Source organism: Rhizobium sp. ZW T2_16, assembly GCF_044987325.1.
Lineage (GTDB): Bacteria > Pseudomonadota > Alphaproteobacteria > Rhizobiales > Rhizobiaceae > Neorhizobium > Neorhizobium cellulosilyticum.
Genome location: NZ_JBJDRG010000003.1, coordinates 295,541 through 310,228, shown reverse-complemented (window position 1 = coordinate 310,228; position 14,688 = coordinate 295,541). Strand labels below are relative to the sequence as shown.

The 14,688-nt window shown below is 59.9% G+C and carries 14 protein-coding genes; 7 read left to right on the top strand and 7 right to left on the bottom strand.

The window, feature by feature from the left end; genetic code table 11:
• The first annotated feature begins 67 nt into the window (after positions 1–67).
• The 5 genes from ACI3K0_RS11420 (at position 68) to ACI3K0_RS11400 (ending at position 5,806) form a co-directional block, all read left to right on the top strand.
• A complete protein-coding gene (locus ACI3K0_RS11420) occupies positions 68–1,051 on the top strand; it encodes an ABC transporter permease subunit (RefSeq protein WP_343062424.1) in 984 nt (327 codons plus the stop codon).
• 11 nt (positions 1,052–1,062) lie between these two features.
• On the top strand, positions 1,063–1,905 hold the full coding sequence (locus ACI3K0_RS11415) for an ABC transporter permease subunit (protein ID WP_183823646.1): 843 nt from the start codon (positions 1,063–1,065) through the stop codon (positions 1,903–1,905).
• 12 nt (positions 1,906–1,917) lie between these two features.
• Positions 1,918–3,015 (top strand): sn-glycerol-3-phosphate import ATP-binding protein UgpC, encoded by a 1,098-nt coding sequence (locus ACI3K0_RS11410; RefSeq protein WP_404945333.1) that lies wholly within the window; start codon positions 1,918–1,920, stop codon positions 3,013–3,015.
• A gap of 128 nt (positions 3,016–3,143) precedes the next feature.
• On the top strand, positions 3,144–4,094 hold the full coding sequence (gene gshB, locus ACI3K0_RS11405; protein WP_404945332.1) for a glutathione synthase: 951 nt from the start codon (positions 3,144–3,146) through the stop codon (positions 4,092–4,094).
• Positions 4,095–4,270: 176 nt separating this feature from the next.
• On the top strand, positions 4,271–5,806 hold the full coding sequence (locus tag ACI3K0_RS11400; RefSeq protein ID WP_183823640.1) for a YifB family Mg chelatase-like AAA ATPase: 1,536 nt from the start codon (positions 4,271–4,273) through the stop codon (positions 5,804–5,806).
• 10 nt (positions 5,807–5,816) lie between these two features.
• Here the strand turns inward: ACI3K0_RS11400 and cysK are convergent, their stop codons facing one another.
• On the bottom strand, positions 5,817–6,782 hold the full coding sequence (cysK, locus tag ACI3K0_RS11395) for a cysteine synthase A (RefSeq protein ID WP_183823638.1): 966 nt from the start codon (positions 6,780–6,782) through the stop codon (positions 5,817–5,819).
• A gap of 188 nt (positions 6,783–6,970) precedes the next feature.
• Entirely contained in the window at positions 6,971–7,441 is a 471-nt protein-coding gene (gene dut, locus ACI3K0_RS11390; RefSeq protein WP_183823636.1) for a dUTP diphosphatase, read from the bottom strand.
• Positions 7,442–7,540: 99 nt separating this feature from the next.
• Between dut and ACI3K0_RS11385 the strand changes: the two genes are divergently transcribed.
• Positions 7,541–9,121 carry a peptide chain release factor 3 gene (locus tag ACI3K0_RS11385; protein ID WP_148146028.1) on the top strand — a complete coding sequence of 527 codons (1,581 nt, stop codon included), beginning with the start codon at positions 7,541–7,543 and terminating at the stop codon, positions 9,119–9,121.
• A gap of 6 nt (positions 9,122–9,127) precedes the next feature.
• Here the strand turns inward: ACI3K0_RS11385 and ACI3K0_RS11380 are convergent, their stop codons facing one another.
• The 3 genes from ACI3K0_RS11380 to otsB form a co-directional block, all read right to left on the bottom strand.
• Entirely contained in the window at positions 9,128–9,712 is a 585-nt protein-coding gene (locus ACI3K0_RS11380) for a YigZ family protein (protein ID WP_183823634.1), read from the bottom strand.
• A gap of 67 nt (positions 9,713–9,779) precedes the next feature.
• Positions 9,780–11,159, bottom strand: a complete 1,380-nt coding sequence (gene otsA / locus ACI3K0_RS11375) for an alpha,alpha-trehalose-phosphate synthase (UDP-forming) (RefSeq protein ID WP_148146026.1) — start codon at positions 11,157–11,159, stop codon at positions 9,780–9,782.
• Positions 11,160–11,196: 37 nt separating this feature from the next.
• Complete coding sequence (gene otsB / locus ACI3K0_RS11370) at positions 11,197–12,006, bottom strand: trehalose-phosphatase (protein ID WP_148146025.1); 810 nt, start codon at positions 12,004–12,006, stop codon at positions 11,197–11,199.
• Positions 12,007–12,274: 268 nt separating this feature from the next.
• On the opposite strand from otsB, the gene ACI3K0_RS11365 reads away from it, so the two are divergent.
• The gene (locus ACI3K0_RS11365) at positions 12,275–13,081 is read left to right on the top strand and encodes a class II glutamine amidotransferase (protein WP_183823632.1); all 807 of its coding nucleotides are present in this window, start codon (positions 12,275–12,277) and stop codon (positions 13,079–13,081) included.
• Positions 13,082–13,084: 3 nt separating this feature from the next.
• Here the strand turns inward: ACI3K0_RS11365 and ACI3K0_RS11360 are convergent, their stop codons facing one another.
• Positions 13,085–13,450, bottom strand: coding sequence for an MmcQ/YjbR family DNA-binding protein (locus ACI3K0_RS11360; protein ID WP_183823630.1), 366 nt, complete (start codon positions 13,448–13,450; stop codon positions 13,085–13,087).
• A gap of 15 nt (positions 13,451–13,465) precedes the next feature.
• Positions 13,466–14,674 (bottom strand): bifunctional phosphopantothenoylcysteine decarboxylase/phosphopantothenate--cysteine ligase CoaBC, encoded by a 1,209-nt coding sequence (gene coaBC / locus ACI3K0_RS11355; RefSeq protein WP_183824122.1) that lies wholly within the window; start codon positions 14,672–14,674, stop codon positions 13,466–13,468.
• Positions 14,675–14,688: the final 14 nt, after the last annotated feature.

Below are 14,688 nucleotides of genomic sequence, written 5' to 3'. Positions count from 1 at the left end.
TCATGGTCCGTCCGCTCTTTTCAAGGGCGGGCGGGCTCTTTTGTAATTGCAAGAAAGGGGAGAACTCGTGGCCTATACGACGTCACAACCGCAACCCGGCGGTTTCCTGTCCCGCCTCGGTTACCGGGGGAACGCACGCAGCAAGAAGCCTGCCGTCGCAGCAGAAGAAATGAAGCGTGTGCAGTTCACCTCGCCCGTTCTGCCCTATCTGTTCCTGTTTCCGCAGCTCGCGGTAATCTTCATCTTTTTCTACTGGCCCTCGGTCCAGGCGGTGAGCTCGTCCTTTTACCTCGAGGACCCGTTTGGCTTCGGCTCGACATTCGTGGGCTTGAGCAATTACACCGATGTGATCTTCAGCTCCGAATATCAGTCGATCGCGCTGTTTACCGCCGTCTTCACTGTGCTCGTCACCTTCCTGTCGCTCTCGCTGGGATTGCTGCTCGCCGTCAAGGCCGATCGCGTCATCCGCGGGGCCTCGACCTACAAGACGCTGCTGATCGCCGTCTACGCCATTGCAGCGCCCGTTTCGGGCCTGATCGGCATGATGATCTTCGACCAGCATGTCGGTCCTTTCGTGAAGATGATGTCTTATTTCGGCTGGCACATGCAGGTGGGCCTGAACTATTACGACACGGCCTTCGCCATGACGGTTGTCGCCGTCTGGAAGCAGATCCCCTATAATTTCATCTTCTTCCTCTCGGGCCTGCAGAATGTTCCGGTCTCCGTGCGCGAAGCGGCGATGATCGACTGCCGCTCGGGCCTGCGCCGGTTCTGGACCGTCATCCTGCCGCTTCTGGCGCCGACCGCATTCTTCCTGCTGACGATCAACGTCACCTATGCGCTGTTCGACACGTTCGGCATCATCGACGTCATGGTCAAGGACAAGCCCGCCAACAACCCGGTCACGCTGGTCTACAAGGTCTATGCCGATGGTTTCCGCGGCAATGATATCGGCGGATCCTCGGCCCAGTCGGTTATCCTGATGATCGTCGTCTTTGTCCTCACCATTTTCCAGTTCCGCTTCATCGAGCGGCGCGTCCACTACAATTGAGAGGACAGACCATGTATCGCACCAAGTTTTCCGATCATCTCGTCCTCATCCTTGGCTCGCTGTTTCTCTGCATGCCAGTCGTGGTCGCCTTTATGACCTCGACCCACACGGCGGCCGACATCCACATGAACGGCTTGTCGCTCGCCTGGGGTGACAATTTCATTGCCACCTATGAAAAGGTGCTGACGCAGAAGGGCGGCTTTACCGGCGATATCACCGGCGCCCGCATGGTGATGAATTCGCTGATCCTCGGCATCGGTTTTGCCGCAGGCAAGATCGTTCTGTCGATGATGGCCGCCTATGCCATCGTCTATTTCCGCTTCCCCATGGCGACGCTCTCTTTCTGGGTGATCTTCACCACCCTGCTTCTGCCGCTCGAAGTGCGCATCATGCCCTCCTATCAGGTCATGTCGAACCTCGGCCTGTTGAACAGCTACACGGGCCTGATCGTGCCGCTCCTGGCGTCCGCCACCGGCACCTTCTACTTCCGCCAGTTCTTCAAGTCCGTGCCGGAAGAACTGTTGGAAGCAGCCCGCATCGATGGCGCAGGTCCCTTCAAGTTCTTCATCGACATCCTGGTGCCGATCTCGCGCACCATGATCGCCGCCATCTTCATCATCATGTTCGTTTATGGCTGGAACCAGTATCTCTGGCCGATGATGATGACGACGGATGAAAGCTTCTTCACCCTGATGCGCGGCATCAAATCCATCCTGCAGGTCTGGGTCGGCTCGAACATTCCCGATTACAACGAGGCATTTGCCCTGGCGGTTCTCGCCATGCTCCCGCCCGTGGCAATCGTGGTAATTTTCCAGAGCTGGTTCATCAAGGGCCTGACCGAAAGCGACAAGTAAGGAACGATAACAATGGCCGCGATCGACATCAGCAGCGTTGGCAAGATCTATAATGGCGGCGTGCGTGCCGTCTCCGACATCAATCTCGACATAAAGGACGGTGAGTTCATCGTCCTGGTCGGCCCTTCGGGTTGTGGCAAATCCACGCTTCTGCGCATGGTCGCAGGCCTGGAGGCCATTTCCGAAGGCACGGTGAAGATCGGTGACCGTGTGGTCAACGAGGTCGAGCCGGCCGACCGCGATATCGCCATGGTGTTCCAGAACTATGCGCTCTACCCACATATGACGGTGCGCCAGAACCTCGAATACGGGTTGAAGAACCGCAAGACGCCGAAGGTCGAGATCGACGCGCGCGTCAATGAAGCTGCCCGCATGCTGGAAATCACCCAGTATCTCGATCGCAAGCCGCGTGCGCTCTCCGGTGGCCAGCGTCAGCGCGTCGCCATGGGTCGCGCCATCGTCCGCAAGCCGGCCGCCTTCCTCTTCGACGAGCCGCTGTCGAACCTCGATGCCAAGCTGCGCGTCTCCATGCGCGGTGAAATCAAGCGCCTGCAACGCCGCCTCGGCACGACCTCCATCTACGTCACCCACGACCAGCTGGAAGCGATGACGCTTGCCGATCGCCTCGTCGTGCTGAACGGTGGACAGATTGAACAGGTCGGCTCCCCGCTGGATGTCTATCACACCCCGGCCTCCACCTTCGTTGCAAGCTTCATCGGCTCTCCGGCGATGAACCTCGTGAAAGCGGAACTGCAGAGCGACAGGCTCGCGATCGGCCCGTCGCAGATTTCGCTCAACGGCTACGCCCCCACTTCTGGTGCCGTCACGGTCGGCCTGCGCGCCGAAGACCTGCGCGTGGTGTCGTCGGCTGAAGGCATGCCCTTTACCGTCGAATATGTCGAGGAACTCGGCTCCCAGCGTCTGGCCCATGGCCTTGTCGGTGATCAGGCCGTTACGATCGCGCTCTCCGGCGAAGCCGAAATCACGAATGATATGCGGATCGCAATCGACCCGTCCAAACTGCATTTCTTTGATGCCGAAACAGGCAAGCGACTGGAGGCTTCCGTGCCCGCCAAGGCCCCTGCCGCAGTGGCCGAACCGGTCGCCTGAACGGCCGGATGCCGATGAGTTTAATCTGTGCGGTCGGGATTGTTCCCGGCCGCATTGCTTTCGGGCCTATGCCATCCTAAATCAGGCAAGCCCAAATTCAGGCGGCATCTTTATCGGGGACGAAACTCATGGCGCATGTTCGCAAGGTCGCAATCCAGATGGACCATATTTCCAGCATCAACATTGCTGGCGATTCCACCTTCGCAATGACCTTGGAGGCGCAATCGCGCGGCTACGAGCTTTTCCATTACACGCCCGATCGCCTGACCATGCGCGACGGCAAGATCTTTGCGGCCGTCGAGCCGCTGCAGGTGCGCGACATCAAGGGCGATCATTTCACCCTCGGCGAAAGGCAGCGTGTGGATCTCTCGCAGATGGACGTCGTGCTTCTGCGTCAGGATCCGCCCTTCGACATGGGCTATATTACTTCCACGCATCTTCTGGAGCGCATCCACCCGAAGACGCTCGTCGTCAACGACCCGGCTTGGGTGCGCAATTCGCCGGAAAAGATCTTCGTCACCGAATTCGCCGACCTGATGCCGCCGACGCTGATCTCGCGTGATCCCGAAGAAATCGCAGCCTTCCGTCAGGAACTGGGCGATATCATCCTCAAGCCGCTTTACGGCAATGGCGGCGCCGGCGTCTTCCATTCCGCCCACGACGACCGCAACTTCACCTCGCTTCTGGAAATGTTCGGCCAGATGTATCGCGGCGAGCCCTATATCGCTCAAGGCTATCTGAAAGAGGTGCGCAAGGGCGACAAGCGTATCCTTCTCGTTGACGGCGAGCCGGTGGGCGCGATCAACCGCGTGCCGGCCGAAACCGACAGCCGCTCCAACATGCATGTCGGCGGCCGCGCCGAGCCTACCGAACTAACGACGCGTGAAAAGGAAATCTGCGCCCGTATCGGACCGGCTCTGCGCGAGCGCGGCTTCATCTTCGTCGGCATCGACGTGATCGGCGACTACATGACCGAAATCAACGTAACTTCGCCGACAGGCATCCGCGAAGTGAAGAAATTCGGCGGAGCCGATGTCGCAAGCCTGATGTGGGATGCGATCGAAGCCAAGCTCAACTGAGTTTAGTCTTTGATTCGACAGAGAGGCGCCTGACCGGGCGCCTTTTTTGTTTAGTTTGTTCGATTTTTGTTCTTGTTTAAATTTTCGCGCCGTGTCAGCTTATGGTTGTATTGGGGCGAAGGCAAGCCGTGGGGGCAGGGCCGTCGTTCCGGACATGATCTGTGGGAGCGATTGGCATGGTTTCACGCGTCAGTACCATTGCATTCCAGGGCATAGAAGGTGTTCCCGTCGACGTACAGGTCATGGTCGGCCCGGGCAAGATGGGCATGCATATCGTTGGCCTGCCGGATAAGGCGGTTGCAGAAAGCCGCGAGCGGGTGCAGGCCGCACTGCACGCGTCCGGCCTCGCCATGCCGGCGAAAAAGGTAACGGTCAATCTTGCGCCTGCCGACCTGCCCAAGGAAGGGTCGCATTTCGACCTTGCCATCGCGCTTGGCTTGATGACTGCACTTGGCGCCATTCCGGGTGATGCTGTTTCCGATCATGTCGTCATCGGCGAACTGAACCTGGATGGCACGCTGGCAGCGGTTGCCGGTGCGCTACCGGCGGCAATCAGCGCCAATGCCGTCGGCAAGGGCCTGATCTGCCCGGCAGACAGTGGTGCGGAAGCAGCATGGGCAGGGCCGGATGTTGATATTATCGCCCCGCGCAGCCTGATCGCGCTCGCCAATCATTTTCGCGGCACGCAGGTCATCTCGCGTCCGCAACCGGCAATCCGCGCTCTGCCGGCCAATCTGCCGGATCTGGCCGAGATCAAGGGACAGGAAAGCGCCAAGCGTGCCTTGGAAGTCGCGGCGGCTGGCGGACATAATCTACTTTTTGTTGGTCCGCCTGGTTCCGGCAAGTCGATGCTGGCGGCACGACTTCCCTCTATCCTCCCGCCGCTTTCGGCAGCCGAACTGCTGGAAGTCTCGATGATTCACTCGATCGCCGGCCAGCTTTCGGGCGGAAAGCTTTCGGATCGTCGACCCTATCGCACGCCTCATCATTCGGCGACCATGGCGGCGCTGGTCGGGGGCGGCCTGCGGGCAAAACCGGGCGAGGCCTCACTTGCCCATCACGGAGTTCTGTTCCTCGACGAATTCCCCGAATTCTCACCTCAGGTGCTGGATGCTCTGCGCCAGCCACTGGAGACCGGCGAATGCGTCATCGCCCGCGCCAATCACCGTGTTTCTTATCCGGCCAGCATCCAGCTTATTGCGGCGATGAACCCCTGCCGCTGCGGCATGGCGGGTGAGGCCGGCCATTCCTGCGCCAGAGGTCCGCGCTGTGCCGCCGATTATCAGGCGCGTATCTCCGCCCCGCTGATGGATCGTATCGATATCCGCATCGATGTGCCGGCAGTGTCGGCTTCTGACTTGATCAGGCCGGCACCGGCGGAAAGCAGTGCCGATGTCGCCAGACGCGTTCATGCAGCGAGAGAACTGCAGCAGGATCGTTATCTCGCGGCAGGTCTGTCGGGGCCGCTCACCAATGCACGCTGCTCCACGGCACTCATCGAGAAGGTGGCCGAGCCTGATCCATCTGGCCTGCAATTGCTGAGGGATGCGGCGGAGAAACTGAAATTCTCCGCCCGCGGATACCATCGGGTGCTGAAAGTGGCCCGCACGCTCGCCGATCTCGACGGCAAGCCGACCGTCGGCCGGCTGCATCTGGCGGAAGCGATTTCCTACCGTATGGCCAGCGAGCGGCTGGCCATCGCGGCGGCTTGAGTAAGGCGACTTAGCCGCCCAGCCCGTCGAACAGCGCGGTCGAGAGATAACGCTCGGCGAAGGAAGGGATGATGACGACGATTGTCTTGCCGGCGTTTTCCGTACGGCTGCCGACTTCGATGGCAGCCTTCAACGCGGCACCGGAAGAGATGCCGACCGGCACGCCTTCAAGGGCGGCCACGTGGCGGGCGGTCTCCAATGCGTCGTTGCTCGCAACCGTGACGATCTCGTCATAGATTTTCGTATCGAGGATTTTCGGCGCAAAGCCTGCACCGATGCCTTGGATCTTGTGCGGACCTGGCTCGCCGCCGGAAAGGACCGGAGATTCCTTCGGCTCGACGGCAATCACCTTGACGTCAGGCTTGCGGCCCTTCAGCACCTGACCGACGCCGGTAATCGTGCCGCCGGTGCCGATACCGGCGATGAAGATATCTACCTTGCCGTCGGTATCGTTCCAGATTTCCTCGGCCGTTGTCTTGCGGTGGATTTCCGGATTGGCGGGATTTTCGAACTGCTGCGGAATGATTGCATCGGGCAGCGTGGCGGCCAGCTCTTCGGCTTTGGCGATCGCGCCCTTCATGCCCTTCGGACCTTCGGTCAGAACGAGTTCGGCGCCGAGAAGCGCCAGCATCTTGCGTCGCTCGACCGACATGGTTTCCGGCATGGTCAGGATCAGCTTGTAACCCTTGGCGGCTGCCGCAAAGGCAAGCGCAATACCCGTATTACCCGAAGTCGGCTCGACAAGCGTCGTCTTGCCCGGCGCGATCTTGCCCTGTGCTTCCAGGCTCTCGATCATCGCGACGCCGATACGGTCCTTGACGGAGGCAATCGGGTTGAAGAATTCGAGCTTGGCGAGGATCGTGGCCTTCACGCCCTTTTCCTTCGCCAGCTTGTCCAGCTTTACGAGCGGCGTATCGCCGATCGTTTCGGTGATCGAGGAATAGATCCGGCCGCGGCCCGGCTTCTTGTCCGACATTGTCGTTTCTCCACTAGAACAGGTGACCGAAAATAGTGTCCGATGGAGAAAGAGGCGAGGATGAATTTGTCTTGTCGCATCGAAAAAAGGCGAAATATTCTTCTCCCGACAGGCGGCGTGGCGCAATCGCATGCTGCAAAAGAGGCAATCTTGACAGCTATCAATGCTGGCGCGGCCGGAAAGCGGCGTCAGACCCCGGTCGAACCGAAGCCGCCTGCACCGCGCACGGTTTCGGTCACGTCGCTGATCTCGGCCACGCGCACCTGCGTTACCGGCGCGATTACCATCTGGGCAATCCGCATTCCGCGACTAATGATGAAGTCTTGCTCACCGAGATTGATCAGCAGCACCTTCACTTCGCCACGATAATCGCTGTCGATCGTACCGGGCGTATTGAGGCAGGTAATGCCGTTCTTGAACGCTAGACCGGAGCGGGGGCGAATCTGCGCCTCATAACCGGCCGGGATCTCGAAAATGAAGCCGGTCGGCACGAGTGCCCGTTTTCCCGGTGCAAGCGTCATGGGCTCGGCCTCGGCCACCGCCGCACGAAGATCCATGCCTGCCGCACCGGCGGTTTCATAGGAGGGCAGGTCCAGTCCATCGCCATTTTCTAGGCGGATGAGATTGAGCTTGGGCGAAGAAGAAGTGTGAGCGTTCATCTCCTCATTAGCCCGGTGATAGTCGCCGGGGTCAAACACGAATTGAAACTTATCCACTAAGTCGCTAGATACGCGGCAACTCGAAGGATTGTTGCTGACATGGCCGAAACTCTGGCAGAGGCGGTTTCCCGCCGCCGTACATTTGCGATCATCGCCCACCCGGACGCGGGCAAGACGACGCTGACCGAAAAGCTGCTTCTGTTCGGCGGCGCCATCCAGCTCGCCGGTGAGGTCAAGGCGAAGAAGGATCGCATCCAGACGCGGTCCGACTGGATGAAGATCGAGCGCGAGCGCGGCATCTCGGTCGTCACCTCGGTGATGACCTTCGAATATAACGACAAGGTCTTCAATATCCTCGATACGCCGGGTCACGAAGACTTCGCCGACGACACTTATCGCACGCTGACGGCGGTGGATGCCGCCATCATGGTCATCGATGCCGCCAAGGGTATCGAGCCGCGGACGCTGAAACTTTTCGAAGTCTGCCGCATGCGCGATATCCCGATCATCACCTTCGTCAACAAGATGGACCGCGAAAGCCGCGACATTTTCGAGGTCCTCGATGAAGTCGAGGAAAAGCTGGCGCTGGATACCGCCCCGATCACCTGGCCGATCGGCCGCTCCAAAAGCTTCTGCGGCTCCTATCATCTTGCCGAAAACAAGGTTCGCGGTCCCGATAGCGAAGATTCCATCTCCGTCAACGGTCCGCAGGCGGTCGCCGACCGTCTGCCGGAAAACGAGCGCGCGGCCTTCGTCGAAGAAGTGGAACTCGCGCTCGAAGCCTGCCGCCCGTTTGATCGTCAGGCCTTTCTCGAAGGCCACATGACGCCGGTCTTCTTCGGTTCGGCGCTCCGCAATTTTGGTGTTCGCGATCTGATCAACGCATTGGGTGATTTCGCCCCGCCGCCGCGCGACCAGGTTGCTGATATCCGCACCGTTCATGCCGCCGAAGACAAGATGACGGCCTTCGTCTTCAAGATCCAGGCCAACATGGACCCGAACCATCGCGACCGTATCGCGTTTGCCCGCATCTGCTCCGGCAAGCTTGAACGCGGCATGAAGGCCAGGCTTGCCCGCACCGGCAAGCAGTTGGGCCTCACGGCACCGCAGTTCTTCTTCGCTTCCCAGCGCCATATCGCTGATACGGCCTATGCCGGTGACGTGGTCGGCATTCCGAACCACGGCACGCTGCGTATCGGTGACACGCTGACCGAAGGTGAATCGCTGGTCTTCCAGGGTGTTCCTAACTTCTCGCCGGAAATCCTCCGCCGCGTGCGGCTGGGCGATGCGATGAAGGCGAAAAAGCTCAAGGAAGCCCTGCAGCAGATGGCGGAAGAGGGCGTCGTGCAGCTCTTCCAGCCGGAAGACGGCTCGCCCGCTATTGTCGGCGTGGTCGGCGCGCTGCAGCTCGACGTCTTGAAGGAACGGCTTTCGGCGGAATACAGCCTGCCGGTCAGTTTCGAAATGTCGCGCTTCTCGGTCTGCCGCTGGGTTTCGTCGGACAACAAGGTTGACATGGAAAAATTCATCACCGTCAAGCGCGGCGATATCGCCCGCGACCTCGATGGCGACCCGGTTTTCCTGGCGCAGGATGCGTTTTCGCTGCGTTACGAGGCCGAACGTTATCCTTCGATCAAGATGGCCGCCATCAAGGAATATCACGTCGCCAAGGCGGCGTGATCCCGATCAATCGATCTTCAGCTCCGACCTGCCGCTCGTGAGGTCAAAGACAAGCCGTGATACGGTTTCGATTTCTGTCTCTGGAACCCGAAGATGCAGGTCGGCTCCGGTTGCGGTAAACTGCTCCTCGGCAATCGCAAGGTCCGCGATCGCCTGAAGCCGCGCCTTCACGCGCGCCAGATCAGAGAACTCGACACGCACAAGCCCTTCGACGGAAGGTTTCAGCTCGATCATCGGCGCGTTTCTCAGGCAACCCGCCGCCGTGCCGCCATAGGCGCGCACAAGACCTCCGCTACCGAGCAAGATCCCGCCGAACCAGCGGGTGACGATCACCACGACATTGGTCAGCGACTGGCCGTCGATTGCAGCCAGTATAGGTTTGCCCGCCGTACCGCTCGGCTCCCCGTCATCGGAAAACCGATAGGCCGCACCGGTCCGCCATGCCCAGCAATTATGGTTGGCGTCGGCATCGGAATGCGTCGCGAGGGCTGCCTTCGCTTCCTCTTCGTTCGCAACGGGAAGCGCGATCGCGAGGAACCGGCTTTTCTTGATGATCTGCTCGAATGTGGCGGCTTGCTCTAGCTGGAACATGCCAGAGCTTTAGCGTCTCGCCCTTGGCAAGAAAAGTGACAGCCTTTCCTAGCCAGGTCGGGCTCGTTTAATCCGCTGTCAGGTCCTTGAGGAAATCGTCGCACCAGCGGTTGATGTCGTATTCGAGCAGGTGGTTCATCATCTTTTCCCACCGCTGCTTGCGCTCGTCGAGCGACATGCTGAGACCACGTGCGATCGCATGCGCCGTCCCTTCGATATCGTAAGGATTGACCAGCAGCGCGCCTGTCAGTTCGCGGGCGGCGCCGGCGAAACGGGAGAGAACCAGAACGCCCGGATCTTCCGGGTCCTGCGCCGCGACATATTCCTTTGCGACAAGGTTCATGCCGTCGCGCAGCGGCGTGACGAGCCCGATCTTGGCAAGGCGATAGAGGCCGGCCAAAAGAGGTCGTGGTACGGACCGGTTCACATAGCGGATCGGCGTCCAGTCCACCTGGCCGAGAGCGCCGTTGACGCGACCTGCCTGCTCGGCGACCGTGCGCTGCATCTGCTCGTATTCCGGAACCTCGGATCGCGATTTTGGCGTGACCTGCAGATAGGTGACCTTGTTCTGGTAGGCCGGGTTCAGCCGCACGAACTGTTCGAACGCATCGATACGCTGGGTAATGCCCTTGGAATAATCCAGCCGATCCACGCCGATGATGAGATCGCGGCCCTCGATGCTTTCCTTGGCTTTCTTCACCATCGTATTGCGCGATGCCTTCACCGCATATTTGGAAAAGGCTTCGGTCTCGATGGAAATCGGATAGGCGCCGCCCTTAAAGGTCCGGCCATAGGTGGAGAATTTATTGCCTCCCTCCAGACGTTCGCCAATTCCCTCGCGCACCAGTCCGCCGCCGAAATTGTCGAGATCGAAATCCGTGTGGAAACCGACGAGATCATATTGCGACAGTCCGCGCATGATCTGTTCGTGCACCGGCATGGCGAAAAGCACATCTGCCGGCGGCCAGGGGATGTGCAGGAAGAACCCGATCTTGTTCTTGAAGCCCATCTGCCGCAGTTCGGAAGCAAGCGGGATCAGGTGGTAGTCATGCACCCAGATGATGTCGTCTTCCTTCAGAAGCGGCGCCAGCTTGTGGGCGAAGAAACGGTTGACGCGGAAATAACCGGCCATTTCCTTGCGGCCATATTCCGCAAGGTCCAGCCGGTAATGGCAGATTGGCCAGAGCACCCGGTTGGCAAAACCGTGGTAATATTCCTCGACATCCGTATCCGTCAGATCCGTCAGCGCATAGGTGATGTTGCCATGCTCGCGGATATCCAGTTTTTCCGGCTCACGTTCGCCGCTCGAATTGCCGGACCAGCCCATCCAAATGCCGCCGCGCTCTTCGAGCGCCGCCTGCAAGGCAACGGCAAGACCGCCGGCCGGCGCATCGCCAGCCTTTTTTGGAACGGTGACACGGTTCGAAACGACCACAAGGCGGCTCAAATTAAATTCCTTCCAATGATGAAGTACAGCCGGCGCATTATCGAGAAAGACCAGCCAGAATATCGCGCAGCTCGGCTGCGGAAGAGATAAGCATCGCCGCCTGCGTGGTTTTTCCGTCAGGCAGGGTCGCCTCGCCGATTCTGATCGACAGCCCGCCAAGCGCATTGGCGGTCGCAAACATGGCTTCGTCGGTCAGATCGTCACCGATCGCAACCGGTAAGCGGCCTTCAAAACAGGGTTCGCTGAGGAAGTGTCGTACGGCTTCACCCTTGCTGGCTCGCGCCGGGCGAAGTTCGATCACCATCTTGCCGCGCTGCAAAATGAAGTCGCTGCCTGCATCGATGGCGGCGCGTTCCATCAGCGCTTCAAGCTGGGCCTGAAGCTGCGGGGCCTGTCGGTAATGCGCGCCGATTGCGGCCCCCTTGTCCTCGATCAGCACGCCGTCCAGTCCTGCGGCCTCTGTCGCAAGGCGTTCCTTCAGCACTTCGAATTCCGGTGTCGCGGTGACACGCTCTATGAGGCCATCCGACATCCGTCGTTCAGCGCCATGAAGGCCCGCGATCGGAAATCGGTAGGGTTCGAAAAGCCGGTCGGCATAAGGCAGGGCGCGACCTGTCACCAGCGCCAGAGCGCCACCGAGCTTTTTAGAGATCGTGTGAAGAGTGGTGGGGAGATTAGGTGGAACGACGATCCCGTCAGGCGTGGCTGCCAGATCGATAAGCGTCCCGTCGATATCAAGGAACAGTGCCCATCGGTCGAAGTCTCTGAGAAGACCCGAAACCACTGCTCCGGATGGTGTGAAACCGGAAGAATCCCGGGCTTCACGTGGATTTGCTTGTTGCGACATGGGTTCTTATCTAGGCCGAGGTGGAACATCGGCAACCCTTGATGCCACGGAATGGCCGCAAATGGGGCGGTCTGTACGGTACCGTGCGGGCAAGCCGAAAAGCGTTGCCTGCACACAACAGTCTTAATGTGCGTTGCAAAACGTGAAGTTTCGCCCGTCGCATTTCCGTCACGAATACTGTTAGCTTAACTTTTCATTAGGCGAATAACCCGACCCTCCTCTCAATGCGCCACGTTTGGCCGCGATCTCTATCGGAGTTAAAAAATCCATGTGCCGCTGGGCTGCCTATCGAGGCGAACCGCTTTATCTGGAAGAGCTTGTTTCATCACCCGCCCATTCCCTCATAGAGCAATCCCATTGTGCAACCCGCGCCAAGACGGCCACAAACGGAGATGGTTTCGGCATCGCCTGGTATGGCGACAGGCCTGAGCCGGGGCGTTACCGCGATGTTCTGCCCGCCTGGTCCGACTGCAATCTGAGGAGCCTCGCAAGGCAGATCCGTTCATCGCTTTTCCTCGCTCATGTCCGCGCAGCAACAACGGGCGCAACCCGGCGCGACAACTGTCATCCCTTCGTTCACGGCCACTGGTCGTTCATGCATAACGGCCAGATCGCCAATTTCGATCGCATTCGCCGCCGTCTGGAAAGCATGCTCTCCGATGATCTGTTCAGCGCCCGAACCGGCACGACCGATAGCGAAATGATCTTCCTGCTCGCGCTGCAGTTCGGCCTCGATGCCGATCCGCTGGGCGCAATGGAAAAGGCCGTGGCCACGGTCGAGGCGCTGTCGATGGAAAAATCCGGCGAGGCACTGGTGCGCTTTACCGCTTGTTTCTCTGACGGCAAGCAGCTTTATGCCGTGCGTTACGCCACCGATCACAAGCCGCCGACGCTTTATGCAGCACCTATGGCCGGCCCGGCAGGAGCCAAAAGCGGTTATTGCCTCGTCTCCGAACCGTTGAACGACGAGGCCGATACCTGGGTGGAAATCCCGGATGGCAGCGCCGTCAAGGTCTGCACGGATGGTATGCAGGCGCTGCTGTTTCAGCCGAAGCTGCTCGCCGAGGCCGCCTGATCTTCACGCCACGGGTAGCGTGATCCCAAGTTCCAGCCGCAGTTTCTTCGTCAGTCCGGCAGCCACCAGCTCGTAGGAGCGGGTCACGTAGTGCACGAGTTCTTCCTCGGAAAGCGGCGCGCTCGCCTTGATCTCCACCCATTTGCGCTTGGCGAAATAGGGTGCCTGGCCGATCCCGTCGAGCGCCGTCAGGATCTCGAAACTTTCCTCTGAACACTTCACCACGATCCGCGCCTCGTCGCCCTCGCTCAGAAGCGTGAACACCTTGTCGCCCACCTTGGCGACATGGCCGTCCCACTGGTTGACGAATGTGGTTCCCGGCAATGTCTTCACGAAGGCGTCGAAGCCTCTGCGGGTGAACAGGTTCATGGTTTTCGCTCCTCCTTAGCTCTGCAGCTTGGAAGCGATCAGTGCCGCCAGCCGTCCGGCAACCTCATCTTTTGCAAGATCGGGCCATTCATCGATGCCCTGAGCTGAAATGATCTTCACGCGGTTTCTATCGCCGCCCATCACGCCGGTTTCCGGCGAAACGTCGTTGGCGACGATCATGTCGGCGCCCTTGCGCTCCAGCTTGGCGCGGCCGTTTGCCTCGACATTCTGCGTTTCGGCCGCAAAGCCGACAACGAGCTTCGGGCGCTTCGCATGGTGGCCGACGGTTTTCAGAATATCCGGATTTTCCGCCAGCTGCAGCGGGGAAGGGGCCTCGCCCGGCTGTTTCTTGATCTTCTGGTCGGCGGAAGAAACCACGCGCCAGTCCGCAACGGCCGCCACCATGACAGCAATATCCGCGGGCAATTGCGACGTCACGGCTTCCAGCATCTCGCTTGCCGTCTCCACATGAACGGTCGTCACGCCTTCCGGATCGGGGATCGTCACCGGGCCGGAAACCAGCGTAACTTTTGCGCCGAGCTTTGCCAGCGCTGCGGCAATAGCATGCCCCTGGCGGCCGGAAGATCTGTTGGCAATGTAGCGTACCGGGTCGATCGGTTCATGAGTCGGGCCGGACGTAACGATTGCGGTTCGGCCTTCAAGCGGCTTTGCTCCACTATCGAGAAGATCGATAACCGCGGCCGCAATCTGCAGCGGTTCGGCCATTCGCCCGATACCTGCCTCATTGCTTTCCGCCATTTCACCTGCCATCGGGCCGATGAAGGAAATCCCGTCCCGCTGGAGAACCTCGACATTGCGGCGGGTTGGAGCCGCATTCCACATTTTCGGGTTCATGGCGGGTGCTACGAGAACCGGCCGGTCGGTCGCAAGCAGAACGGTGCTCGCCAGATCGTCGGCCAGGCCAAGCGCCATCTTCGCCATCAGGTTCGCCGTGGCGGGTGCCACCAGAACGAGGTCGCAATCGCGCGCCAGCCTGATGTGCCCGACATCCTGCTCGTCTTCGCGCGAAAACAGTTCGGTATAGACATGGCCTGAAGACAGCGCGCCGACGGCAAGCGGCGTGACGAATTCCTGCGCCGATTTCGTCATCAGTGGCAGCACCTCCGCTCCGCGCTCGCGCAGCCGGCGGATCAGGTCGAGGCTCTTATAGGCCGCGATGCCGCCCGAGATGATGAGGAGAATACGCTTGCCGGAGAGTTCCATAGTCTTGCCTGCCA

Coding starts and splice junctions, on each gene's coding strand:
- ACI3K0_RS11415 (WP_183823646.1), top strand. CDS start 1,063: ATGTATCGCACCAAGTTTTCCGATCATCTCGTCCTCATCCTTGGCTCG.
- gshB (WP_404945332.1), top strand. CDS start 3,144: ATGGCGCATGTTCGCAAGGTCGCAATCCAGATGGACCATATTTCCAGC.
- cysK (WP_183823638.1), bottom strand. CDS start 6,782: ATGTCGGACAAGAAGCCGGGCCGCGGCCGGATCTATTCCTCGATCACC.
- ACI3K0_RS11365 (WP_183823632.1), top strand. CDS start 12,275: ATGTGCCGCTGGGCTGCCTATCGAGGCGAACCGCTTTATCTGGAAGAG.
- ACI3K0_RS11380 (WP_183823634.1), bottom strand. CDS start 9,712: ATGTTCCAGCTAGAGCAAGCCGCCACATTCGAGCAGATCATCAAGAAA.
- dut (WP_183823636.1), bottom strand. CDS start 7,441: ATGAACGCTCACACTTCTTCTTCGCCCAAGCTCAATCTCATCCGCCTA.
- coaBC (WP_183824122.1), bottom strand. CDS start 14,674: ATGGAACTCTCCGGCAAGCGTATTCTCCTCATCATCTCGGGCGGCATC.
- otsB (WP_148146025.1), bottom strand. CDS start 12,006: ATGTCGCAACAAGCAAATCCACGTGAAGCCCGGGATTCTTCCGGTTTC.
- ACI3K0_RS11400 (WP_183823640.1), top strand. CDS start 4,271: ATGGTTTCACGCGTCAGTACCATTGCATTCCAGGGCATAGAAGGTGTT.
- ACI3K0_RS11385 (WP_148146028.1), top strand. CDS start 7,541: ATGGCCGAAACTCTGGCAGAGGCGGTTTCCCGCCGCCGTACATTTGCG.
- ACI3K0_RS11360 (WP_183823630.1), bottom strand. CDS start 13,450: ATGAACCTGTTCACCCGCAGAGGCTTCGACGCCTTCGTGAAGACATTG.
- ACI3K0_RS11410 (WP_404945333.1), top strand. CDS start 1,918: ATGGCCGCGATCGACATCAGCAGCGTTGGCAAGATCTATAATGGCGGC.